This is a genomic window from Amycolatopsis eburnea, from assembly GCF_003937945.1.
In the GTDB taxonomy this organism is placed as follows: Bacteria; Actinomycetota; Actinomycetes; order Mycobacteriales; family Pseudonocardiaceae; genus Amycolatopsis; species Amycolatopsis eburnea.
On sequence record NZ_RSEC01000048.1, the window covers coordinates 311002 to 335190 of the forward strand.

22 protein-coding genes and 1 pseudogene are annotated in these 24189 nt (G+C 71.6%); 14 read left to right on the forward strand and 9 right to left on the reverse strand.

The genetic code is table 11. The features are described 5' to 3' along the window. Positions 1-2 precede the first annotated feature (2 nt). From EIY87_RS22900 to EIY87_RS22930, 9 genes and pseudogenes are all read left to right on the forward strand, one after another. Positions 3-2042: a terpene synthase family protein gene (locus tag EIY87_RS22900; RefSeq protein WP_191984218.1), complete on the forward strand. Its 2040-nt coding sequence runs from the start codon at positions 3-5 to the stop codon at positions 2040-2042. Position 2043: 1 nt separating this feature from the next. Further along, entirely contained in the window at positions 2044-2202 is a 159-nt protein-coding gene (locus EIY87_RS47705) for a hypothetical protein (RefSeq protein WP_158641341.1), read from the forward strand. A 70-nt stretch (positions 2203-2272) separates the two neighbouring features. After that, entirely contained in the window at positions 2273-3064 is a 792-nt protein-coding gene (locus EIY87_RS22905) for an MBL fold metallo-hydrolase (RefSeq protein WP_125311529.1), read from the forward strand. Then, positions 3061-3642: a DedA family protein gene (locus EIY87_RS22910; protein WP_125311531.1), complete on the forward strand. Its 582-nt coding sequence runs from the start codon at positions 3061-3063 to the stop codon at positions 3640-3642. Before EIY87_RS22905 ends, EIY87_RS22910 begins: the two co-directional genes overlap by 4 nt. Then, positions 3639-5744, forward strand: a complete 2106-nt coding sequence (locus tag EIY87_RS22915) for a phage holin family protein (protein WP_125311533.1) — start codon at positions 3639-3641, stop codon at positions 5742-5744. The genes EIY87_RS22910 and EIY87_RS22915 overlap by 4 nt, the downstream gene beginning before the upstream one ends. Then, positions 5741-5971: a glutaredoxin family protein gene (locus EIY87_RS22920; RefSeq protein ID WP_125311535.1), complete on the forward strand. Its 231-nt coding sequence runs from the start codon at positions 5741-5743 to the stop codon at positions 5969-5971. The genes EIY87_RS22915 and EIY87_RS22920 overlap by 4 nt, the downstream gene beginning before the upstream one ends. Next, positions 5968-6171 (forward strand): annotated as a pseudogene (locus EIY87_RS48420) (putative acetyltransferase); the annotation flags it as partial. The gene EIY87_RS22920 and the pseudogene EIY87_RS48420, both read left to right, overlap by 4 nt. Before the next feature lie 12 nt (positions 6172-6183). After that, entirely contained in the window at positions 6184-6915 is a 732-nt protein-coding gene (locus EIY87_RS22925; RefSeq protein ID WP_225440002.1) for a methyltransferase domain-containing protein, read from the forward strand. 34 nt (positions 6916-6949) lie between these two features. Then, on the forward strand, positions 6950-8155 hold the full coding sequence (locus tag EIY87_RS22930) for an HNH endonuclease signature motif containing protein (RefSeq protein ID WP_125311537.1): 1206 nt from the start codon (positions 6950-6952) through the stop codon (positions 8153-8155). 305 nt (positions 8156-8460) lie between these two features. Here EIY87_RS22930 and EIY87_RS49270 read toward each other — a convergent pair whose 3' ends face one another. Both EIY87_RS49270 and EIY87_RS22940 read right to left on the reverse strand, forming a co-directional pair. Then, positions 8461-8724, reverse strand: a complete 264-nt coding sequence (locus EIY87_RS49270) for a transposase family protein (RefSeq protein WP_225440003.1) — start codon at positions 8722-8724, stop codon at positions 8461-8463. 228 nt (positions 8725-8952) lie between these two features. Next, positions 8953-9732, reverse strand: coding sequence for a TetR/AcrR family transcriptional regulator (locus EIY87_RS22940; protein WP_125311541.1), 780 nt, complete (start codon positions 9730-9732; stop codon positions 8953-8955). Between the two features lie 76 nt (positions 9733-9808). Between EIY87_RS22940 and EIY87_RS22945 the strand changes: the two genes are divergently transcribed. Next, positions 9809-12082 carry an ATP-binding cassette domain-containing protein gene (locus tag EIY87_RS22945; RefSeq protein WP_125311543.1) on the forward strand — a complete coding sequence of 758 codons (2274 nt, stop codon included), beginning with the start codon at positions 9809-9811 and terminating at the stop codon, positions 12080-12082. Continuing rightward, entirely contained in the window at positions 12079-12867 is a 789-nt protein-coding gene (locus EIY87_RS22950) for a siderophore-interacting protein (protein ID WP_125311545.1), read from the forward strand. Before EIY87_RS22945 ends, EIY87_RS22950 begins: the two co-directional genes overlap by 4 nt. Positions 12868-12873: 6 nt before the next feature. Here EIY87_RS22950 and EIY87_RS22955 read toward each other — a convergent pair whose 3' ends face one another. The 3 genes from EIY87_RS22955 to EIY87_RS22965 form a co-directional block, all read right to left on the reverse strand. Next, positions 12874-14037, reverse strand: a complete 1164-nt coding sequence (locus EIY87_RS22955; RefSeq protein ID WP_125311785.1) for a cytochrome P450 — start codon at positions 14035-14037, stop codon at positions 12874-12876. A 99-nt stretch (positions 14038-14136) separates the two neighbouring features. Then, positions 14137-14700 carry a TetR/AcrR family transcriptional regulator gene (locus EIY87_RS22960; RefSeq protein ID WP_125311787.1) on the reverse strand — a complete coding sequence of 188 codons (564 nt, stop codon included), beginning with the start codon at positions 14698-14700 and terminating at the stop codon, positions 14137-14139. A gap of 131 nt (positions 14701-14831) precedes the next feature. Continuing rightward, on the reverse strand, positions 14832-15536 hold the full coding sequence (locus tag EIY87_RS22965) for an SDR family oxidoreductase (protein ID WP_125311789.1): 705 nt from the start codon (positions 15534-15536) through the stop codon (positions 14832-14834). A gap of 100 nt (positions 15537-15636) precedes the next feature. On the opposite strand from EIY87_RS22965, the gene EIY87_RS22970 reads away from it, so the two are divergent. Both EIY87_RS22970 and EIY87_RS22975 read left to right on the forward strand, forming a co-directional pair. Beyond that, positions 15637-16128 carry a winged helix-turn-helix transcriptional regulator gene (locus tag EIY87_RS22970; protein ID WP_125311547.1) on the forward strand — a complete coding sequence of 164 codons (492 nt, stop codon included), beginning with the start codon at positions 15637-15639 and terminating at the stop codon, positions 16126-16128. A gap of 175 nt (positions 16129-16303) precedes the next feature. Next, entirely contained in the window at positions 16304-16858 is a 555-nt protein-coding gene (locus EIY87_RS22975; protein ID WP_086858740.1) for a snapalysin family zinc-dependent metalloprotease, read from the forward strand. A gap of 61 nt (positions 16859-16919) precedes the next feature. On the opposite strand, the gene EIY87_RS22980 is transcribed toward EIY87_RS22975, so the two are convergent. From EIY87_RS22980 to EIY87_RS22995, 4 genes are read right to left on the reverse strand one after another with little or no spacing between them, the layout of a single operon-like run. Then, positions 16920-17591: a GntR family transcriptional regulator gene (locus EIY87_RS22980; RefSeq protein WP_125311548.1), complete on the reverse strand. Its 672-nt coding sequence runs from the start codon at positions 17589-17591 to the stop codon at positions 16920-16922. Positions 17592-17622: 31 nt separating this feature from the next. Next, on the reverse strand, positions 17623-18582 hold the full coding sequence (locus tag EIY87_RS22985; protein ID WP_125311550.1) for an acetylxylan esterase: 960 nt from the start codon (positions 18580-18582) through the stop codon (positions 17623-17625). Next, complete coding sequence (locus tag EIY87_RS22990) at positions 18582-20858, reverse strand: glycosyl hydrolase family 95 catalytic domain-containing protein (protein ID WP_125311552.1); 2277 nt, start codon at positions 20856-20858, stop codon at positions 18582-18584. The genes EIY87_RS22985 and EIY87_RS22990 overlap by 1 nt, the downstream gene beginning before the upstream one ends. Positions 20859-20864: 6 nt before the next feature. Continuing rightward, on the reverse strand, positions 20865-22853 hold the full coding sequence (locus EIY87_RS22995; protein WP_125311554.1) for a fibronectin type III domain-containing protein: 1989 nt from the start codon (positions 22851-22853) through the stop codon (positions 20865-20867). Between the two features lie 170 nt (positions 22854-23023). Between EIY87_RS22995 and EIY87_RS23000 the strand changes: the two genes are divergently transcribed. After that, a complete protein-coding gene (locus tag EIY87_RS23000) occupies positions 23024-24187 on the forward strand; it encodes an AAA family ATPase (protein ID WP_125311556.1) in 1164 nt (387 codons plus the stop codon). Positions 24188-24189 lie beyond the last annotated feature (2 nt).

The following is a 24189-nucleotide window of genomic DNA, read 5'->3' on the forward strand; positions in this document are numbered from 1 at the left end:
GGGTGCCCGACCAGCCGTTCGCCCTCCCCGAGTTCTACCTCCCGCACCCCTCCCGGCTGAACCCGCACCTCGAACGCGCGCGCGGGCACAGCAAGGCGTGGGCGGCCGGGCTCGACATGATCGACGTGCCGCAGCACGGCACCGTCATCTGGACCGAGCACGACCTCGACTCCCACGACTACGCCCTGCTCTGCGCGTACACCCACCCGGACGCCGGCGCCGAAGAGCTCGACCTGATCACCGACTGGTACGTCTGGGTCTTCTACTTCGACGACCACTTCCTCGAGCTGTACAAGCGCACCGGCGACATCGAAAGCGCGCGCACGTACCTCGACCGGCTCGAGCTCTTCATGCCCGACGGCGGCGAGATCACCGCGACGCCGGAGAACCCGGTCGAGCGCGGGCTCGCGGACCTGTGGGCCCGGACCGTGCCGCACCGGTCGGCAGGCTGGCGCAAGCGCTTCATCGCCAGCACGAAAGCGCTGCTGGACGAGTCGCTGTGGGAGCTCGCCAACATCAACGAGGGACGGCTGGCCAACCCGATCGAGTACGTCGAGATGCGGCGGAAGGTCGGCGGCGCGCCGTGGTCGGCGAACCTGATCGAGCACTCGGTGCACGCCGAGGTGCCCGGCGAGATCGCCGCGTCGCGGCCGATGGAGGTCCTGCGCGACTGCTTCGCCGACAGCGTCCACCTGCGCAACGACATCTTCTCCTACCAGCGCGAGGTGCAGGACGAGGGCGAGCTGTCCAACGGCGTGCTCGTGTTCGAGCGGTTCCTCGGCCTCCCCACCCAGCGGGCGGCCGACGCGGTCAACGACCTGATCACCTCGCGGCTGCACCAGTTCGAGCACACCGCGCTCACCGAGGTGCCCGCGCTGTTCGACGAGCACGGCGTCGACCCGGCCGCCCGCGCCGCGACGTTCGCCTACGTCAAGGGGCTGCAGGACTGGCAGGCCGGCGGCCACGAGTGGCACCTGCGCTCCAGCCGCTACATGAACGACGGCGGCCCGAAGCCGGGCACCGCCAGCGGCCTCGGGACGTCCGCGGCGCGCGTCTTCACGTCGGTGCTCGCGACCGCGCCGCAACGGCTGCGGGCGTACTCGCACACGCCGTTCGGCGACGTTTCGGCGCCGCCCTCGCTCGAGGCGCCGTTCCCGCCGCGGCTCAGCCCGCACCTGGAGTCCTGCCGCCGCCGCAACGTCGACTGGGCGCGGGGCGTGGGCCTCCTCGACGGCGTGCTCTGGGACGAGCGGAAGCTGCGCGCCGCCGACCTGCCGCTGTGCGCGGCGGGCATCCACCCGGACGCGACGGCGGCGGCGCTCGACGTCACCAGCGACTGGCTGACCTGGAGCACGTACGCCGACGACTACTACCAGGAGGTGTTCGGCGCGACCCGCGACCTCGCGGCGGCGAAGGCGTGCAACGAACGCCTGGCGCGGTTCATGGCGGACGGGGCACCGACGCCGCTGAACGCCCTCGAAACCGCGCTCGCCGACCTCTGGCCGCGGACGGAAAACCGCGCCGCGGTGCGGACCGCCGTCGAGTCGATGACCGCGAGCTGGCTGTGGCGGCTGGCGAACCTGGCGCAGAACCGGATCCCGGACCCGATCGACCACATCGAGATGCGGCGCCGCACGTTCGGCGCGGACCTCTCGATGAGCCTCACCGGGTCCCGCTCGCCCCTCGCCCGCCTCGCCGCCGACTACGCCGGGCTGCACAACGACCTCCGCTCCTACCGCAAGGAAATCCGGTTCGAGGGCGAGCTGAACAACAGCGTGCTGGTGGTGCGGAACTTCCTCGACTGCTCGGAGGAGCGCGCCTTCTCGATCGTCGCCGACCTGGCCGACGCCCGGCTCGCGGAGTTCCGCCACGCCGCGCCCGACGACCACCTCCGCGACTGGCTGGCGGGCGTCGCGCACTGGCACGAGAACGCGGGCCGCTACACCGAGCTGGAGCTGGGCCACCACCCCGGCTTCGGGCGGCCGACGGGCATCGGGACGTCGGCGCTGCGGATCTCGTCCCTGCTGCCCGCGGGCGGCTGAGGTGCCCTCGGCCAGGCAGGTCCGGGTCGCCGAGCTGCTGCACGAGATCGGCATGCACCGCGAAGCCGAGCAAGCGCTGCGCACCGATCTCCGGGCGCGGTGGCGCCGGACGCGACGACGCCTCCGCCTGCGGTGGTCCCGGCGCCGGGTCTTGCGCTAGCGGAGCCGGGCAGGGTTGCCCGCGCCACTCCGCCGGGCGTCCGCGCGGCGCGAAGGCGATACTCGACAGCGTGAGCGGCTTCAACCTGCGATTCCTCGGCCATTCGACCGTCCGGCTCGAACTCGGTGGCCGGGTCGTGCTGACCGACCCCGTGCTCACCGCCCGCGTCGGCGGGCTCACCCGCGTCGTCCCGCCGCCCCCGCGCGAGACCTACGCCGACGCCGACCTCGTGCTGCTCTCCCACCTGCACGGCGACCACCTGCACCTGCCCTCCCTCAAGCTGCTCGGGCGGGGCGCCCGGATCGTCGTCCCGCGCGGAGCCGGGTCCTGGCTCGCCAAGAAGGGCTTCACGCGCGTCGAAGAGATCGCGCCCGGCGAGACCCTCACCGAGGGCGAGCTGACCGTCACCGCGACCGAAGCCGTCCACTCCGGGCACCGGTGGGGGCCGCGGCTCACCCACGGCCCGCAGAGCCCCGCCGTCGGGCACCTGATCAAGACCGCGGAGACGACGGTCTACAACGCCGGCGACACCGACCTCTTCGCCGGGATGGCGGACTTCGGCCCGGTCGACGTCGCCCTGCTGCCCGTCTGGGGCTGGGGCCCGAACCTCGGGCCGGGCCACCTGGACCCGGCCCGCGCCGCGAAGGCCGCCGAACGCGTCCGGGCCCGCGCCGCGGTGCCCGTGCACTGGGGCACCCTCGCCGTGCCGGGGCTGCGGCGGACCGCCCGGATGCGCCGGCTGCTCGCCGACCCGCCGCGAGTGTTCGCGGCCGAAGTGCGCAAGCACGGCATCGCCACCGACGTCCTGTTCACCGAGCCCGGCGCCGAAGTCGCGCTCCCGGCCCGTGAGGACCGCGCGTGAACTGGACCGACCCGGCCGCCATCGGCTACCCGGCGGTGTTCGGCGGCGTCCTGCTCGGCTCGATCATCCCGATCGTGCCCACCGGGGCCGTGGTCGGCGCCGCGGCCGCCGTCGCCACCACGACCGACCACCTCTCGCTCCCGCTGGTGATCCTCCTGTCCGTGCTCGGCGCGTACCTCGGCGACGTCGTGACGTTCGGGATCCCGCGCCTGGGCAGCGAAGCCGCGTTCCGCTGGATCAGCCGCCGCCAGCCCGCCGAACGGCTCGAGAGGGCCCGCGACCAGTTCACCCGCCGCGGCTGGCAGCTCGTCGTGATCGGCAGGCTCGTCCCGGCCGGCCGGATCCCGGTGCTGCTCGCGGCGGCCGCGCTGAGCTACCCGTGGCGGCGCCTGCTGCCCGCCGCGCTCGTCGCGTGCGTGCTCTGGGCGACCGCGTACGCCTTGCTCGGCATCCTCTCCGGGGGCATCTTCGACTCACCCCTCATCGCGACGCTGCTCGCCACGGTGCTGGTCCTGCTGGTCACCGTGGCCCTGAACCTGATCGCCCGGTGGCGGCGCAAGACCAAGGAGCGAGTGTGACGACGACCGCGCCCAAGGGCAGGCTGCTGCGCGGCGGCCGCGCCGTCGCCCGGATCCTGCTGGTCTGGGCCGCGGTGACCGGCGCGCTGCGCCTGCTCGACGTCCTCCTGCCGGGCTTCCGGATGACGCACTGGTGGCAGCCGACGGTGTGCGCGCTGCTGCTCGGCCTGCTCGCCGGCGTGGTCTGGCCGCTCGTGATGCGGATCGCCTACCCGCTGGCCTTCTTCACCTTCGGGCTCTTCGGGTTCCTGCTGCTCGGCGCGGGCACGCTGGCGGTGTTCCGCACGGTGCCCGGCGTCGAGGTGGCCGACTTCCGCAGCGCCGTGCTCGTCACCCTCGGCATGGCCGCCGTCGGCGCGCTCATCTCCAGCCTGCTCGCGATCGACGAGGACGAGATCTTCTTCCGCCGCGCCGCCCGGCGCCGCCGTCGCCACACCCCCGCCGTCGCCGCCGACCAGCCGCCGGGCGTGGTCTTCCTGCAGATCGACGGCCTCGGCTTCGACACCGTCCGCCGCGCCATCCGCGACGGCGACATGCCGACGTTCGCCGCGTGGCTCGCCGAGGACAGCCATGCGCTGGCGCAGTGGCACACCGACTGGAGCTCGCAGACCGGCGCGAGCGTCTGCGGCATCCTGCACGGCTCCAACCACGACATCCTCGGCTTCCGCTGGTACGAAAAGGACCGCGACCACGTGATGGCGTGCGCGCACCCGACCGACGCGGCCGAGATCGAGCGGCGGCATTCCGACGGCCGCGGCCTGCTCTCCGGCGACGGCGCGAGCCGCGGCAACCTCTTCTCCGGCGACGCGGACCACGTCAGCCTCACCATGAGCTCGATCCCGGTGCTGGTGCCGAAGAAGCTGCTGCGCCGCCGGCGCGACCGGCTCGGCGCGGGTTACTACGCGTACTTCGCGAACCCGGTCAACGCGTTGCGCACGTTCGCCGTCGCGCTGACCGACGTCTTCCGCGAGATCAACGCGGCGGTGCGCCAGCGCCGCGCCGGGGTCGTGCCGCGGGTCCCGCGCGGCGGCTGGTACCCCCTCGCCCGCCCGGGCACGACGGTGATCGCGCGCGACGTCGTCGTCTCGGCGATCCTCGGCGACATGCTCGCCGGGCGCCCGGTGGTGTACGCGGACTTCCTCGGCTACGACGAGGTCGCGCACCACTCCGGCATCGAGCGCTTCGACACGCTTTCGGTGCTGCGCTCGATCGACCAGCAGATCGCGCGGCTGCACCGGGCTTCGCGGCTCGCCCCGCGCCGCTACCACGTCGTGGCGCTGTCGGACCACGGCCAGACGCAGGGCCAGGCGTTCTCGCAGCGGTTCGGCGAGACGATCGAGGCGTACGTCGGCCGGCTGTGCGGCGGTTCGCCGTCCGCGCTGGCCGGCAAACGGCGCCAGGCCGAGAGCTGGCAGATCAACGCCGCGCTGGCGGAGGCGACGAAGAGCGGCGGACTGATAGCGCGCCGGCTGCGTGCCCGCGTGGAGGACGCGGAATGCGCCGAAAACCGCCCGCGCACGACCTCGGGCTCCCCCGGCGCGGTCACCCGGGTCGCGCCGGGCGTGGTCGCGGTCGTGTCCGGGCACATCGCGATGGTGTCGTTCACCGAGCACGAAGGCCGCGTCGAGCTGGAGACGATCGAGCGCGAGTTCCCCGACCTGCTGCCGTCGCTGGTGGACCACCCCGGCGTCGGGTTCCTGCTGGTCCGCAGCCGCGAGTTCGGCCCGGTGGTGCTCGGCCGCGACGGCCTGCACCGGCTCGCTTCCGGTGTCGTCATCGGCGAGGACCCGCTGCTCCCGTACGGCCCGCACGCGGCGGACCTGATCCGCCGCGTCGACACGTTCCCGCACTGCGCGGACGTGATGATCAACAGCCGCTACGACCCGGATTCGGACCAGGCGTCGCCGTTCGAGACGCACGTGGGTTCGCACGGTGGCCTGGGTGGGCCGCAGCAGCGCGGCTTCGTCGTGCACCCGCGAGAGTTCGGTTTTCCCGGTGAGGTCGTCGGGGCCGAGGCCCTGCACCGGGTGTTCCGCGGCTGGCTCACGGACCTGGGCCACCCCGCACCGGTTTCCCCCGCTGTTTCGGAGGTCGTTTCGTGAGTCTGACGGTGTACGGCGCTTCCTGGTGCCCGGACGTCAAGCGCAGCCGCGCCCTGCTCGACGGGCACGGCGTCGAGTATTCCTATGTGGACGTCGAGACCGACCCGGCCGCGGAAGCCCGGGTCCGCGAACTGCAGGACGGCGCCCGCCGGATCCCCACGATCGTCTGGGACGACGGAACTTTCCTGGTCGAGCCGTCCGACGACGAACTGAGCGCCCGCCTGTGAAGCTGCTGCGCGACCTGCCGCTGGGCACCCGGGTCGTGGTCCGCTACCGCATCGAGGGCGGCTTCACCGACGCACTCGGCGACCTGGTGGCCCGCGACGAATCGACGTGCACGGTCGACACCCGCCGAGGCCCGGTCGTGGTGCCGTTCGCCGCGGTCACCCTGGCCAAACCCGTTCCCCCGCCCCCGGTTCGCCACTCGCGTTTCGAGACCCTGGTAGCCGAAGCCGACGCGGCCCCCATCGACGGCTGGGACTTCTCCTGGCTCGACGGCCGAGCCACCGAAGCCCGCCCGTCCTGGGGCTACCAGCGCCTGCTGGGCGAGCGCTTGGCACGCGTCGACTCGGCCCTGGACCTGGAAACCGGCGGCGGCGAAGTCCTCGACGGCTGCCCCACGCTGCCGCCCCTGATGGTGGCGACGGAGTCCTGGCCCCCGAACATTCTTCGCGCGTCGGCCCGCCTCCGTCCGCGTGGCGTCGCCGTGGTGTCCACATCGGACCTCCCGTTCGCCGACGACGTGTTCGACCTGGTCTCCAGCCGCCACCCGGTGACGACCCCGTGGCCGGAGATCGCCCGCGTCCTACGCCCCGGCGGCACGTTCTTTTCGCAACAAGTCGGCCCGGCGAGCGTGTTCGAGCTGGTGGAGTTCTTCCTTGGCCCGCAACCACTTTCAACCCGCGAAAGCCGCTCCCCATCCCACGCGGTCGCCGCTGCGTCGGCGGCGGCCTTGGAGGTGGTCGACCTGCGTTCGGAGTCGCTGCGCACGGAGTTCTTCGACATCGGCGCGGTGGTTTACTTCCTGCGCAAGGTGATTTGGATGGTGCCGGGCTTCACGGTGGAGCAGTACCTCCCGAAGCTGCGTGAACTGCACGAGCTGATCGAGCGCGACGGTCCGTTCGTCGCCTACACGACGAGGTTCTTGATCGAAGCCCACCTGATCGAGTGATGAACAGGTGTTCGTGCGCCGGTAGTCTTGGTGTGTGGACAGAGAAGCGGTGTGGCAAGCGGATGCGGCGGCGTTGGCCGACCGTGTTGTTTCGCTGCTCACTGTGGTGCGGTCTGCTGAGGCGGAAATCGGTGCGTTGCTGGTGGAAATCGAATCCCGCGGCGTGATGGAACTCTTCGGATACCGCACCACTGCACGCCTTTACGAGCACCTCGCGGACGTTCCGCATGCCGCCGCCAGACGCACCGTCGCTCGTGCCCAAGCCCTCTACTCCTCCGACGCCACCCCCGCCCTCGCCCCGGCCACCGGTGCCGCCGCCGTGACCGGCTCGTTGAGCACTCCGATGATCGACACCATCATCGACGCCGTCTCCCGCATCCCCGCCACCCACCGCGACACCGCCGAAGCCGACCTCCTCACCTTCGCCACCGACGCCGGTCATAAACAAGTCGCCGCCCTGGGCGCGCGGATCCTGGCCCACCTCGACCCCGACGGCCCCGCCCCCGACGACACTGAACCCGCTACCCCGACCCGGGAACTGTCGCTGCGCCGCAAACGCACCGGAACCTGGGAACTCACCGGCCGCTTCGACGACGAAACCGGCACCCGCGCCAGCGCCCTGCTCGACGCGTTGGCCGAACGTCGCGGTGCCGACGACCTCCGCTCCCCGCAGGAACGCTACGGCGACGCCTTCTCCGACGCGGTCGACCTGGCGTTGAATTCCCCAGAGTTACCGACGCAGGCTGGGGAACGCGCCCACGTCATGGTCGCGGTCTCCCTCACCGACCTGCAATCCGGCCTCGGCACGGCCACCCTGGGCGACACCGGCCTCATCACGGCCGCCGAAGCTCGCCTTCATGCCTGTGACTGCAAGTTGATCCCCGCTGTCCTCGGCTCCGCCAGCGAACCCCTCGACCTGGGCCGCGCCCGCCGCCTGATCAGCCCCGGCCTACGCCGCGCCCTGTTCCTGCGCGACCGCGGCTGCGCCTTCCCCGGCTGCCACCGCCCACCCCGCCACTGCCAAGGCCACCACATCCGCCACTGGGCCGACGGCGGCCCGACCGAGCTGGCGAACCTGGTCCTGCTGTGCGGCCACCACCACCGGCTGTTGCACCGCTCCGGCTGGCAAGTCCGCATCGCCACCGACGGCCACCCGGAGTTCCTGCCACCACGGTTCCTGGACAAACGCCGAAAACCCAGGCGCAACAACATCCACCAACCCCTGCCCTTCGCAGCCTGAACACGGGACAGGCCCGCAGCCACCGGCTACGGGCCCACACCCACGCACCCAATCCGCCCGCCCACGCTCACCTCAGCTGACCCTGCGCCCAATCGCCCGCCCACGCTCCTGCAGCCTCCAGTCCTGACTCCGCGTGACCTTCCGTCATCTGCCGCCTCAGCTGGCCCCCGCGCACAATCGCCCGCCACGCTCCAGCCCTGGGCTCTGCGCGACCCTCCGTCATCTACCGCCGGATTTCCCGCGCCGCCTCAGTGGGCGCCCGCGCCCAGTCACTCCGCAGCCCTGTCCCTGCGTGACGATGCCGACTACCCGCGCCTCAGCAGGCGTGCAGTCGTTCCCGGATCCGCAACCGACACCCACAACAACCGGCCGCTTTTGTCGGTCATGGCAAACATGACCAGCCCGTGGTGCCTGTGTTTACCGTTGTAGTTGGCCCGGTTCGCTTTTCCGGTGCGACGGCGGGTCCGGATCGGGGTGCCATCCACCAGCGCGCCTCGTCCCTGGCGGCCTGCCGACGGAAGCCCTTGCCCCTCAGCGGGACCGGCTTTGCGCCAACGCCTGGCCGGCATCCGCAGGGTCGACTGCGTGAGCGGACGCACGACCTGGCAAGAAATGGCTCGAAGCCCTCGGCGGGTGGTTGACTCACATCTCGATCTTGCCGAGGGCTTCACCCATGAACCGCCGCTCGCATCCGACTTCGCGTTCCTCGGTCACCACTGCCCACCAACCCCAAGACCGCACACCAAGCCAGCAGCGAGGCCCGACCCCAGAGTGAACCAGCGGACAACAACCAGCGATCACCCAGCCCGAACGATCGCCGCCTCCACCCCGTCCAGCAGCAGCTCCAACCCGGCCTCGAACGACAACCGCGCCTCCCGCTCCAAATAAGGCTCGTCCACCTCCACCGGCTCCTGCCCCAACCGAGCCACCGTCGGAAACCGCCCAGCCAGATCCGGCACCAACTCACCCAGCAACGCCGACCGCGCATACCACCAGTCCTCTTCGGACTGTCCGGTCTCCTTCGCCGCCTGCCGGGACTCCGCCGCGGCCTGAACCGAGCCCCGCACGATGTTGAACAGCGCCGACACCACCCACCGAACCCGCGAAAGCGGCAAACCGGTCGACGACAAAACAGCCAGCAACGTCTCCTGCACGTGAAACTCCCCCGGCCCGAGCACCGGCCGCGCCGGGGACACCTGCAGCAGCCACGGGTGCCGCAAGTGCAGATCCCACAACGCGTCCGCCAGCGCCAAAGCAGCGGAACGCCACCCGGAAGACGACGAGTAAGACGAAGGCAGCTCAGCCAACGCCCGGTCGTACATCAAATCGACCAGCTCGGTCTTCCCCGGGACATACGTGTACAACGCCATCGCCGTCCGACCGAGCCGCTCGCCGACCGAACGCATCGACAACGCCGGCATGCCCTCGGCGTCCGCGATCTCGATCGCCGCCGACACGATCGCCTCCACCGACAGGCCCGGCTTCGGTCCCGGGCCCGTGCGGGGCGCGACCACGGGTGGCCCCCACAGCAGCTCCATGGACCGCCGGGCGTCGCCCTGACCCGCGAAGACGACCACCTTGCCGACTCCTTACACCCTAAAGTAATGTACCCTGAAGAATCACTTTACAGCCTAAAGTATCAAGAAGGACGGTATGACTTCACCCAGGCGGGCCGCCGACACCCACGACGTGATCGAGGTCCGGGGGGCCCGGGAGAACAACCTGACCGGCATCGACCTCGACATCCCGAAGCGCCGGCTCACGGTGTTCACGGGCGTGTCCGGCTCCGGCAAGTCGTCCCTGGTCTTCGGCACCATCGCGGCCGAGTCGCAGCGGCTGATCAACGAGACCTACAGCGCGTTCCTCCAGTCGTTCATGCCGAGCCTGTCGCGTCCCGACGTCGACCTGCTGGAGAACCTCAGCGCGGCCATCGTCGTCGACCAGGAGCGGATGGGCGCCAACTCGCGCTCCACCGTCGGCACCGCGACCGACGCCTACGCGATGCTGCGGATCGCCTTCTCCCGGCTCGGCGAGCCGTACGTCGGCACGTCCGGCGCGTTCAGCTTCAACCTGCCCGAGGGCATGTGCCCGGCCTGCGAGGGCCTCGGCCGCGTGTCCGACCTCGACGTCGGCGCCCTGCTCGACTTCGACCTCTCCCTCCACGAAGGCGCGATCCAGGTGCCGGGCTTCACGCCGGACACCTGGTACGTGCAGACCTACCTCTCCTCCGGCTTCTACGACCCCGACACCAAGATCCGCGACTTCACGCCGGAGCAGCTCGACGCCCTGCTGCACAAGGACTCCTGCAAGGTGAAGGTCGGCAAGACCAACGTCACCTACGAGGGTCTCGCGGTGAAGGTCCGGCGGCTCTACCTGCACAAGGACGTCGAGTCGCTGCAGCCGAAGCTGCGCGCGTTCATCGAGAAGGCCGCCACCTTCAAGACCTGCGGCGAGTGCGGCGGCGCGCGGCTGAACCAGGCCGCGCTGTCGGCGAAGATCGACGGCAAGAACATCGCCGACTGCGCCGCGCTGCAGATCAGCGACCTCGCCGACTTCGTCCGGTCGCTCGACGCGCCGTCGATCCGGCCGCTGCTGGGCAACCTGCGCGACACCCTCGACTCGCTCGTCGAGATCGGCCTCGGTTACCTCTCGCTCGACCGCGAGTCCGCGACGCTCTCCGGCGGCGAGGCGCAGCGCGTGAAGATGGTGCGCCACCTCGGTTCCAGCCTCACCGACGTCACGTACGTCTTCGACGAGCCGACCGTCGGGCTGCACCCGCACGACATCGAGCGGATGAACAACCTCCTGCTCTGCCTGCGGGACAAGGGCAACACGATCCTGGTCGTCGAGCACAAGCCGGAGACGATCGGGATCGCCGACCACGTCGTCGACCTCGGGCCCGGCGCGGGCACCGACGGCGGGCGGCTCTGCTACGCCGGTGACCTCGACGGCTTGCGCACGTCCGGCACGCTGACCGGGCGCCACCTCGACCACCGCGTCACGCTGCGTTCCGAGGTCCGGAAACCGGTGGGCCACCTCAAGATCAGCGGTGCGAAGCTGCACAACCTGCGTGACGTCAACGTGGACGTCCCGCTCGGGGTGCTCACCGTGGTCACCGGCGTGGCCGGGTCCGGCAAGTCGTCGCTGATCCACGGGTCGCTGGCGCACCGCGACGGCGTCGTCGTGGTCGACCAGTCCGCCATCCGCGGTTCGCGCCGGTCCAACCCGGCCACCTACACCGGCCTGCTCGACCCGATCCGCGCCGCGTTCGCCAAGGCCAACGGCGTCAAGGCGAGCCTGTTCAGCGCCAACTCCGAAGGTGCCTGCCCGAAGTGCAAGGGCCTCGGCGTGATCTACACGGACCTGGCGATGATGGCCGGCGTCGCGTCGGTCTGCGAGGAGTGCGAAGGACGGCGGTTCACCCCGAAGGTGCTGACGTACGAGCTGCGCGGCAAGAACATCAGCGAGGTCTTCGGGATGTCGGTCGCCGAGGCGCGCGAGTTCTTCGCCGCCGGCACCGCGCGGACGGTGCTCGACCGGCTCGCCGACGTCGGCCTCGGCTACCTGACGCTCGGCCAGCCGCTGACGACGCTCTCCGGCGGTGAGCGGCAGCGGCTCAAGCTGGCGATCCGGATGGCCGAGAAGGGCTCGACCTACATCCTCGACGAGCCGACCACCGGCCTGCACCTCGCCGACGTCGACCAGCTGCTGGCGCTGCTGGACCGGATCGTCGACGCGGGCAACACGGTGATCGTGATCGAGCACCACCAGGCCGTGATGGCCCACGCCGACTGGCTGATCGACCTCGGCCCGGGCGCCGGGCACGACGGCGGGCGCGTCGTGTTCGAAGGGACGCCGGCCGCGCTCGTCGAGGACGCCAACACGCTCACCGCCCGCCACCTGCGCGAATACCTGGGGAAGCCGTGACCGCGATCGGACTGCTCGAAGTGACCGCGGTGCGGCGCGTGACCCCGCGCGCCGCCCGCGTCACCTTCACCGGCGACGGCCTCGACGAACTGGAGCCGTGGCCGGACCAGCAGCTCAAGCTCCTGTTCCCGCCCCCGGGCCGCCCGGTGCGGCTGCCCGCGGCCGACGGCGACGTCATGCGCTGGTACCAGGCGTACCTCGCGATCCCCGAGGACGAGCGCCCGGTGATGCGCAGCTACACCGTGCGCGGCCGCCACGAGGACACGATCGACGTCGACTTCGTGCTGCACCCCGGCGAGGCGGGCCCGGCCACGGCCTGGGCGCGGTCCGCGGCGCCGGGCCAGGTCCTCGGCCGCTACGGACCGGACGCGGCCTACCGCCGTCCGGTCCCGGCGGCGGACACGGTGCTGCTCGCCGGGGACGAGACGGCGCTGCCCGCGATCGCCACCCTGCTGTCCGAAGTGGACAACGCAGTGGCGTTCGTCGAAGTCGCCGACGCGGCCGAGGAACAGCCGCTGCCGAACGTCCGGTGGGTGCACCGGGACGGCGCCGAGCACGGCAGCCGCCTGCTGGAAGCGGTGCGCGGGACGGCCTTGCCGGAAGGCTCGGCGGCCTGGCTGGGCGGCGAGGCTTCGACCGTCCGCGCCCTGCGCCGCCACCTCGTCGAGCGGGGCCTGGACAAGAGCGCCATCGAGTTCACCGGCTACTGGCGGCGGAAGCTGACCCAGGACGACGCCCCGACGCCGGACGACCTGGCCGACGCGCGGGAGAAGCTCGGCGGCTGACCCGCGTCACCACGTGACCGGCAGGCTGTGCACGCCGTAGACGAGCATGTCGTCCTTGAACGCAAGCTCGGCCATCGGCACGGCGAGGCGCAGGTCCGGGATCCGGCGGTACAACGTCCCGTACACCACCTGCAGCTCGACTCGCGCCAGCGTCTGGCCGAGGCACTGGTGCACGCCGTAGCCGAAAGCCACGTGGTGGCGGGCTTCGCGGGTCACGTCGAGGCGGTCGGCGTGCTCGAACACGGCTTCGTCGCGGTTGGCCACGTCGCCGGCCGCGATGATGCCTTCGCCCGCGCGGATGACCTCGCCGCCGACTTCGATGTCCTCGGTCGCGACGCGGCGGCGTCCGGTGTGCGTGATGTTCAAGTAGCGCAACAGCTCTTCGACCGCGCGGCGCAGCAGGTCGGCGTCGCCGTCGCGCACCAGCGCCAGCTGGTCCGGGTGCGCCAGGAGCGCGACGGTGCCGAGCGCGATCATGTTCGCCGTCGTCTCGTGGCCCGCCACCAGCAGCAGCTGGCCCATCGACGCGACCTCCTCGGCGGTCATCCGGCCGGTCGCGTACTGCGTCACGGCCAGCTTGCTCAGCACGTCGCCGCCGGGCGCCGTCGCCTTCCGCTCGACCAGGCCGCCGAGGTACGCCAGCAGCTCTTCGGTGGCCCGCACCGCTTCCGCCGGGGTCGCCGTCGTCGAAACCATCACCTTCGTGATGTCCTGGAACAGTTCCCGGTCCTCGTACGGGACGCCGAGCAGCTCGCAGATCACCAGTGACGGCACCGGCAGCGCGAACTCCGGCACGAGGTCGACCGGCTTCGGGCCGGCCAGCAGCCGGTCGACGAGGTCGTCGACGATGCGCTGGATCGCCGGGCGCAGCGCCTCCATCTTCTTGACCAGGAAGTCGCCGGTCAGCAGCTTGCGCTGGGCCGCGTGCTCGGCGCCGTCCATGGTGATGAACGACTTCGCGCGGTGCCGCCGGGCCGCTGAAGCCGCGCTCTGGTGCGGGTAGCCGGGCCGGTCCGAGTCGGCGCTGACCCGCGAATCCCGCAGCAGCGCGCGGACGTCGTCGTACCGCGTGACCAGCCACGGCGACTCACCGTTCCACAGGCGCACGCGGGAAACCGGCGGCAGCTCGCCCAGCTCGGCGGGCGGGTCGAAGGGACACCGCCGGGTCATCGGAAACGCGGGCACACCGTCCACCGGATACCTCCCGAAGCTGCCGGAAATTTACATAGCTATGCTAAGCATCTTCCGGCCGCCCCGCCACCCCGCCGATCAGGCGAACACGAGCGACACCAGCTCGTCGACGAACGGCTCCACCAGCTCGGCGCCGGTCCGGTGCAACGCGCTGTGGAACAACGCGACCCGCCCGTGCGCCCCGACGAACACCACCGCCGCCGCGCGGCCCGGCGTGACGCGCAGCTCGTGGCCCGCCTCGACGCAGCGCTCGAACCCCGCCGTCAGCCGGTCGATCACGTCCAGGAGCGGGCCCTTCGGGCGCGACCCCGCCTCCAGCTCGGACGCGCCGTTCGCGAGCATCAGGCGGTAGTGCCCCGGATTCCGCATCGCGAAGGCACAGTAAGCGTGAATCTGTGCGCGGACGCGTCCGACGACGTCGGTTTCCCCCAGCGACTCCTCGGCGACGCGCATCAATTCGGCCAGCCGCGCGTATTCGTGGTCGAGGAGCCCGCGCACCAATTCCGCACGATCGGAGAAATGCTGGTAGATACTCGCCGGGGCGATGCCGACGGCCCGCGCCACACCGCGGATCGTCAGCCCGTCCTCGCCGCCGAGCTCGGCGAGCAGCCGGCCGGCCGCCTCCAGGATTTCCCCGCGCAGCCGTTCGCCTTCGCCCCAGCGGTTCCTCGTTCGGCCGATTCGGGCCGCGGCGTTCTCCGGCACCCGCACATTCATACGCCCGGGTGAACCGGCCCGGTATTCCGGGGTGCCGGAAACCGCATTCCGAATGGTCAGGAAACCAGCGCGGGGTACAGGCCGGGCAGCTCGCCGGACAGCCCGGCGCGCACGTTCCGGGTGACGTCGTCGGCGAGCACCTCGAACCGTCCCGCTTCGACGCCGTCGAGGGCGAGCCCGGCCACCAGTGCCGGGTCGGCCTTCGGGCCGTCGACGTGCTTGGCCATGTCGGTGTCCATGTAGCCGACGTGCAACGCGGTCACCTGCGTCTTCTGCGGCGCGAGCTCCAGGCGCAGCGCGTTGGTCAGCGACCAGGCCGCCGACTTCGCCGCGGAGTACGCGGCGACCTGCGGCGCGGTGAACCACGACAGCACCGACAGGACGTTGAGGACCGCGCCGCCGCCGTTGCGCTCGAGGATCGGCGCGAACTCGCGCGTCACGGCCAGCGTGCCGAAGTAGTGCGTGTCCATCTCCAGCCGGATGTCCGCCAGCTTCCCGCCGAGCAACGTCGACCCGGTCGACGAACCGGCGTTGTTCACCAGCAGCGTGACGTCCCCCGCGATCGAGGCCGCTTCCCGGATCGACGCCGGATCGGTCACGTCGAGGCGCAGCGGCACCACGCCCGGCAGGTCGACCGACTCCGGGTTCCGCGCCGCCGCGTACACCTTCGCCGCACCCCGCTCCAGCAGCGCTTCGGCGAACTTGCGGCCGAGTCCGCGATTGGCCCCGGTGACCAGCGCGACCGCACCCTTGATGTCCATGACGAACTCCTCTCGCACCTGACTTGCTCCTTGCAAGCTAGCTGCGGCCGACTGTACGGCGTAGACTTGCTCCAAGCAAGCCAGGTAGGACGGAGCACACATGAGCCGCCGCACCACGTGGGAGGACAACTCCTGCCCGATCGCCCGCGCCGCCGACGTCCTCGGCGAGCCGTGGACGTTGCTGATCCTGCGCAACGCGACCGCCGGCACCACCCGGTTCGAGGACTTCCGCGGCCAGCTCGGCATCGCCGACAACGTGCTGACGACCCGCCTGGCCAAGCTCGTCGAGCGCGGCTTGCTGACGAAGCTCCCCTACCGCGACGGCGGCCGCACCCGCCACGAGTACCGCCTGACGCAGGCGGGCTCGGACGCGCTGCCGGTGCTGCACGCCCTCGGCGCGTGGGGTGCCGCGCACACGTCGACCGAAAACGCGTACGGCCCGATGCAGCTGGTCCACGCCGCCTGCGGACAGCTCACCCGGCCGGGCGAGAAGTGCGACAACTGCGGGAAAGCGCTGGTCAGGGACGATCTGACGTGGCGCGGCTCCTGGCTCAGCCAGGGCGAGATCCCGCTGGCCGACCCGGTCGGCTGAGCCGAACGGCGCATCATCGTATGCGCGATCGCGCATGTCAAGACTTCGTCGTGGTTGGTAATTCACCGTTCGCAGCGCAGTACGAAAGTCGGGTCACAAGAGCCGGGCGATTCCGTAAGTTCGACACCCAGCGCGCGCAAACCCGGCAAATTCCCCACGGCAAGGAGTCGTTCCGATGTCCAGGAAGTACCTGCTGCCCGGTGCCGCCGTCGCACTGGCGATGATCGCGACGCCGCTGACGGCCGGCCCGGCCTTCGCCGCCCCGGAAGCGGCCACGGTCGTCTACTACGACACCTCGGACGCCCCCACCTTCCGCGACGTGATCAACGCGGGCGCGGCGAACTGGAACGCGGCGGTGTCGAACGTCAAGCTCGAGGAGAGCTCTTCGGGCGCCACGCTGCACTACACCGAGGGCAACGACCCGCGCGGCTCGTACGCCCAGACCGACGGCCACGGCAGCGGCACGATCTTCATCGACTACACCCAGGCCGAGCAGTACAACCAGACCCGCATCGCGGCCCACGAGACCGGGCACGCGCTGGGCCTGCCGGACCACTACGAGGGCCCGTGCTCGGAGCTGATGTCGGGCGGCGGCCCCGGCCCGTCGTGCACCAACGCGAACCCCAACGCCGAAGAGTCCTCGCAGGTGGAATCCCTGTGGGCCAACGGCTTCGCGGGCGCGCGCAAGGCGCCGACCCGCGTCTACGAAGTGACGATGCCGGTCAAGTGACCGGCGTCTGACGTCGTCGGGGGAGGCCGCACCGGGTACGCCCGGTGCGGCCTTCGCGCGTTCAGAGCCGGGACAGCAGCCGGTCCCGCGCCACCTCGAGGTGGGCCGTCATCGCCTTCCTCGCCGCGGCCGCGTTGCCCGCGATCAGCGCGTCCACGATCGCCCGGTGCTCGGTGATCGTCTGCTCGCCGAACGGCTGGTTGTAGTTCAGCCGGAAGAAGTGCAGGTGGCAGTGGGTCCGCGCGAAGGCCTGCTCGACCGCCGCGTTGCCGGCCAGGCGCAGGATCAGCTCGTGCAGCCGCTGGTCGTGCGCGGTCAACGCCTTGTAGTCCTTGTACGCGTCTTCCGCCGGGACCGCCGGGCAGGTCGCCAGCTCCGCCTCGAGCAGGGCCACGTTCGCGTCCGACATCGCGGCCGCCGCCAGTGCCGCCGACGGCGGCTCCAGCAGCAGGCGCAGCGCGTACATGTCGTCGACTTCCTTGCGGTTCAGCAGTTCCGTGACGCGGTAGCCGCGCAGCGGGAGCCTGCTGACGAGTTCCTCCGACTCGAGCCGGGCCAGCGCTTCGCGCACCGGGGTGCCCGAGACGCCGAGCTCGCGGGCGATCTCGTCGATGTTGACCCGGGCGCCCGGCTCGATGCCGTCGTTCATGATCAGGGCCCGGATCTGCTCGTAGACGCCGTCGGCCAGCACCTGCCTGCTCGGCAGGGCCTCGAGCCGCCGTTCGCCCGCCATCGGTCCCCTCTCGCAAAGCCGTCGGTCCAGGTTACTGCCCGGCGGGTTTCAGCAGCGGACCGAACGCGTCGAGGACCGCGCGCAGGTCGTCGGCTCCCCCGGCTTCGTGGCCGTTGTAGTCCCAGACGCCGATCTCCTTCGGCCCCCGGTAGGCGTGGTAGGCGCCGAACACCGTGGAGGGCGGCACGATGCCGTCCATCAGCCCGGCGCTGAACCAGGCAGGGGCCTCGGCGCGCGCGGCGAACCCGACGCCGTCGAAGTAGGCCAGCACCCCGAAGACCCGCTCGACGGCGTCGCGGTGGCCGGCCAGGTACCGCGACAGCTCCACGTACGGCCGTTCGCCGCCGATCAGGCTCGCGCGCCGGAAGTCGCAGAGGAACGGCGCCTGCGCGTGCAGCGCCGCGACGTCCGGCACCAGTCCCGCGGCGGCCAGCGCGATACCGCCGCCCTGGCTGTTGCCGAGCACCGCGACCCGCGCCGGATCGACGTGCGCGAGCGCGCGTACCGCGTCGACCGCCCGCGCCGCGTCGGTGAAGATCCGCCGGTAGACGTACGTTTCGCGGCTCTCGATCCCCCGGGTCAGGTGCCCGGGGTAGGCGGGCCCGCTGCCCGCCGGGTCCGGCGTGACGCCGCTCTGGCCGCGGACGTCGACCTGCAGGTGCGCGTACCCGGCGGACGCCCAGTGCAGTTCCTCCAGCGCGCTTCCCCGGCTGCCGCCGTAACCGTGGAACTGGACGATCGCGGGCAGCGGCTCGGCGGCCCCGCGCGGCAGCCGCAGCCAGGCGCGGATCGGGTGCCCGCCGAACCCGGCGAACGTCACGTCGAAGACGGCGAGGGTCCGCAGCGGCGTCTCGACCGGGGTCACGCGCACGTCGATGTCGTGCGCACGCGCTTCGGCGAGCGTCGAGGCCCAGAAGCCGTCGAAGTCCGCGGGCGCCCGGTAGTCGCTGCGGTACGCCCACAGCGCGTCGCGGCCGAGGTCGGTCAGCATCAGCGTCCTTTCACGACGGTCGATTCGCCGGTCCGCAGCCACAGCTCGGTTTCACGGCCGCGGTAGCGCACCCGGACCGGCTCGGCCGGGTCGCCGGAGAGCCGCCGGACGACGGCGTAGCGCAGGTCGCCGTCATGCCACTCGAGATCGACGGCGAGCCCGCCGCGGCAGCGCAGGGCGCGCGCCTTGCCTTCGCGCCACTCCGGCGGCAGCGCGGGCAGCAGCGCCAGCACGCCGTTGTGGCTCTGCACCACCAGTTCCGCGAGCCCGGCCGGGAAGCCGTAGTTGCCGTCGATCTGGAACGGCGGGTGCGTGCTGAAGAGGTTGGGCAGCAGCCCGCCCCACTCGGAGCCGTCGACCGGGGCGTCGCGGTGGCGGTCACCGGTGAACGGCCGGGTCGCTTCGCCGAGGAGCTTCCGCGCGGTCTCGCCGTCGCCGAGCCGGGCGCGCAGCGCGATCTTCCACGCCCAGGACCAGCCCATCGCGCCCGGTCCGCGCCGATCCATGACCCGCCGGGCCGCCTCCAGCAGCTCCGGGGTGTCCAGCCGGCCGAGCGGGTACAGCGCGACCAGGTGGGACAGGTGCCGGTGCGCCGGATCCGCTTCGGGCAGGTCCTCGGCCCACTCCCCCAGCCGCCCGTCGGGCAGCACCGGCAGCGGGCGCAGCCGCGGCAGCGCGGCCTCGATCTCGGTGCACACCGGGTCGTACCCGCCGAGCGTCTCCGCGGCGGCGAGGCTGCGCTCGAACACCGCGCGGATCAGGACGAGGTCCATGGTCGCCGAGTGCGTCAGCGACTCCTTCGTCCCCGCTTCGGACACGAACAGGTTCTCCGGCGACGTCGACGGGCAGGTGCCGAGGAAGCCGTCGTGCTCGACCAGCCAGTCGAGGCAGAACTCGGCGCAGCCGCGCAGCAGCGGCCACGCCGTGCGCTCGAGGAAGGCGCGGTCGCGGGTGAAGTCGTAGTGGTCCCAGGCGTGCTGGACGAGCCACGCGCCGCCCAGCTGCCACAGCGCCCACGACGGGTTGCCGTGCCCCATCCCGGGCGGCAGCGCCCAGCCCCACGGGTCGGTGTTGTGGTGGGTGACCCAGCCGCGGGCGCCGTACAGCTCGCGCGCGACGGCGGCGCCGGTGACCGCGAGCTTGCCGAGCAGCTCGAACAGCGGCTGGTGGCACTCGCCGAGCCCGGTCGTCTCGGCGGCCCAGTAGTTCATCTGGGTGTTGATGTTGATCGTGTAGTTCGACGACCAGGCCGGGCGCGGGTCGTCGTTCCAGATGCCCGACAGGTTCGCCGGCGGCGCGCCGGGCCGCGACGCGCTCGCCAGGAGGTAGCGCCCGTACTGGAAGAGCACGGTCGCGGTGAGCTGTTCGTCCTTCCCGGACAGCAGCGCGGCGACGTCGTGGGTGCCGCCCCGCTGCGCACCGATCCGGAGCGACGACGCGCCGAGCAGCGGCCGCAGGTCGGCTTCGTGCGCCCGCCGCAGCTCCGCGGCTCCGGTCTCGACGGCCCGCTCGGCGAGGACGGCCGCGCGGCGCCGGTGCTCGTCGCGGGTGTGCTGCCGGTCGCCGATCCAGGCGTCGTACGCGCTGGTCGAACTGGCCAGGACGACCAGCACGCCGGACTCCGTGCGCGCGACCCGGACCGAAACCGCGCCGAACGGGTCGTACCCCTCGGCGGTCCCGTACCGCAGCGGTACCGCCACCTGCGGCTCGTGCCGCGGCGCGCCGTCGATCGGGATCTCGATGCCCAGGTCCAGGCCGTCGCGCGACACCTCGCGCAACGGTGTCGACAGAGCGACATCGACTTCGACCGGGCCGGAAAGCGCGACGCACAGGACCTGGGCGGGCCGGCTCACCCAGGTCGTCCGCTCGACGTCGTGACCGCCGATGGTGAGCTTTTCGGTGGTGACGCCGCTGTCCAGGTTGAGCGTCCGGCCGTGCGAGACGCCTTCGGGCAGCGTCAGCCAGAGGTCCACGTAGGGCAGGAACTCCTGGCTGTACGGGCCTTCGAACGCCATCAGGAGTTCCTCGGCGCGCCGGAAGTCCTTGGCGAACACGGCTTCCCGCGCTTCGGCGAGCCGCTCCGGCCCGGCGTCGACGGCGGCCAGCGCGGCGGCCGGGCCGTCCGGGGTGCCGGACCAGACGGTGGCGTCGTTGACCTGGACCCGCGTGCGGCCGGCACCGCCGAAGACCATCGCGCCGAGCCGTCCGTTGCCGACCGGCACGGCCTCGGTCCAGTCGTGCGCCGGACGCGGCCAGGAGAGCAGGAGATCCGTCATCGCGGCCTAGACGGTGATCTTGTCGACGTCGTAGACATAGCCCGCCTGGTTGCCGATCTGGACGGTGTTGGCCCCGGCCCGCAGGTACACCGGGACGGTGACGGCCTGCGGCGTGTTCCAGTCGTTGTCGTTGCTCCCGTCGACCGGCAGCGGGAACGAGGTCCCGTTCACCGTGACGATGCCGGTCCGGCTGGAGTCACCGTCCACGTAGGACAGCTGCAGCAGGTAGGTACCCGCCTTGGCCGCGGTGACCGCCGGCATCACGACGTACCCGCTGCCGCCGAGGTAGCCGACCTTCTTGCCGCCCGAGCAGTCGCAGTCGTAGACGGTCGCGCCCCCTTGCGGGCTCCCGTTTTCCGCCTCGTAGGACTTCGGCCCGTCGGCGACGGGCGTGGTCACGCTGATCTTCTCGCTGGGCGCGGACGGCCTGCCGTACCGCTGGTTCGCGACCACCGTGAACTCGTAGGCGGTCGACGGCCGGAGGCCGGTGACCGTGGCACCGGGGCCGGTCACCGTGGTGACCTTGCGGCCGTTCGCGAAGACGTCGTAGTTCTGCGCGCCCTTCGAGGCGTCCCAGGCCAGGGAGACGCTGGTGCCGGTGGCCGCGGTGCCGTGCACGACGGCCGGGGCGGCGAGGGCGGCGCGGTCGCGCGGGGTGACCTTGAACAGCCGCGACCCGTGCGCCGGCAGGTCGGCGTCGGCGCTGCCGACGTTCCGGTGCGCCCAGAGGTCGCGGATCTCGACCGGCCCGCCGATGCCGAGCCGCGCGAAGTCCGCGCCGACGCGGGCGGGCGTGGCGGCGAGGTTGAACAGCGCGACCGTGGAACTGCCGTCGGCGTTGCGGGCGTACCAGACCTGCTGGTCGGTCGTCCGGCTCACCGGCTTGGCCGGGATCCCGGCCTGGTTGACCGCGATGACCTCGTCGTTGGTGAGCAGCTTGACGCCGTAGTCGTCGAGCTTGGTGAGGTCGTCCCCGAGGTAGAGCGGAGCGGCTTCGATCGCCCACAGCGTCATGTAGCTCTGCCGCTCGGCTTCGGTGAGCCCGTCCATCTCGCCGCTGCCGACGTCGAGGGAGTCGAGGTTGTTCCAGTGCCCGGGGCCGGCGTCGGGGATCCACTGCACGACGTCGTTCCAGCGCTGCTTGACCGAGTTGTCCCAGGTCACCAGGGTGTCGCAGTAGCACTCGACGTCGGTGTCGACGCGCCAGCCGTTGGTGTTGGCCTGCCAGACGCCGGCCTGGCGGTGGCTGAGCGCCCAGGAGACGACGAACTCCATCGGGCGGCCGGTCTTGGCGATCGCCCGGTGCCACGCCTCGACGTCGCTGGTGTTGGTGTAGTTGTCGCCACCCTTGAAGGAGCCGGGGCCGACGCCGTCGAGCTTGAGGAAGTCGACACCCCAGCCGGCCAGCAGCTTCGCCACGGAGTCCACGTAGGACTGGGCGCAGGGGTTCGTGAAGTCGATCTTGTAGGCGGAGTCCCAGCCGTTGGTCTTGCGCAGGTCCGGGTAGACGAGGTCCTTGGTGTGGCAGTCCGTGGTCCCCGCGATCGGCGAGTTGCCGTCGTTGTACGCCTTGAGGTCGAGGCCGACGGCCAGGTAGGACCCGAGCTTGAGGCCCTTCTCGTGGACGTAGTCGGCGACGTACTTCATGCCGTCGGGGAACGTCGTGGGGTTGACGACCGGGCGGGCGTACTCGTCGAAGCTGTTCGACCAGCCCGCGTCGATGTTGACGTGGTCGTAGCCGTGCTGCTTGAACTTCGCGGCGAGGACGTCGGCCTGCTGCAGGACGTGCGCCTCGGTGAGCCAGCTGGCCGGGCCCGCGGGGTTGACGCCCGGGTAGTTCGTCGACTCGAGGCTCCAGCTGCTCCAGCCCAGGTACGGCTTCTGCGCGACCGGCTGCTGTTGTTCGGCCGCTTCCGCCACGGGGGCCGTGACCAGGCCGGCGAGGACCGCCAGCCCGGCGAGGGCACCCAGGGCCCGTCTGCCGCGTGCTGCCATGACCACTCCTTCCAGACATCGGAGGACCACGGCCGTTATCGCGAGAACCATGGATCCTATAGGATCGACGACTAGGGATTCTGGCTGCTCTTTCTCGACCATGTCAACGCTGCGACAGGACAGAGATCGGACGAATCTGTCTTGTCGGGGGTGGCGGTTAGGTTCGGGGCATGCTGACCACGCTGGCCGTCGCGAACTACCGCTCGCTGCGCGATCTCGTGCTGCCGCTGTCCGGCCTGACGGTGGTCACCGGCCCGAACGGCAGCGGCAAGTCGAGCCTGTACCGCGCGCTGCGCCTGCTGGCGGACGCGTCCCGCAACGGCGCGGTGGCGGCACTGGCCCGCGAAGGCGGCCTGCCGTCGACGCTGTGGGCCGGCCCGGAAACGATCGGGCGCGCGGTGCGCGAAGGCCGCGCGCCGGTCCAGGGCACGGTCCGCTCGAAAGCGGTCGGCCTCCGCCTGGGCTTCGCGGGCGACGAGTTCGGCTACGCCCTCGACCTCGGCCTGCCGGTCCCGGCCAAGACGGCGTTCAACCTGGACCCGGAGTTCAAACGCGAAGCGGTCTGGTCCGGCCCGGTCCTGCGCCCGGCCACGCTGCTCGCCGACCGCGCGGGCCCGTCCGTGCGCACGCGCGTCGCTTCGGGCGGCTGGGGTCCGGAGCAGTTCAAGATCCGGCTGTCCGACAGCATGCTGAGCGAGTTCGCGGACCCGCGCGCCTGCCCGGAACTGCTGGTCCTGCGCGAGCGCATCAGGTCATGGCGCTTCTACGACCACTTCCGCACGGACGCCGCGGCCCCGGCCCGCCAATCCCGGCTCGGCACCCGAACGTTCGTCCTGTCCCACGACGGCGCCGACCTCGCGGCCGCCCTGCAGACGATCATCGAGGCCGGCCGCGCCGCGGACCTGGAATCCCTGGTGGACGCGGCCTTCCCCGGCTCACGCCTTTCGGTGGCATCCACCGACGGCGCGCTGTCGCTCCACTTCCACCAGCACGGCTTGCTGCGCCCGCTGTCGGCGGCGGAGCTGTCGGACGGAACGCTCCGGTACCTGCTGTGGGTGGCGGCCCTGCTCACCCCGCGGCCACCGGAGCTGCTGGTGCTGAACGAGCCGGAGACAAGCCTGCACCCGGACCTCCTCCCCGCCCTGGCGGTCCTGATCGCGACGGCGGCGAAGGAGACGCAGGTGGTGGTGGTTTCGCACGCGAGCCCGCTGATCCGGGCCCTGTCCGAGGTGGCGGAGGTGGGGATGGTGGAGCTGGAGAAGGAGTACGGGGAGACGAAACTGGTGGGACAGGGAAGGCTGGACCGCCCTTCGTGGCACTGGCCCGCCCGCTGACC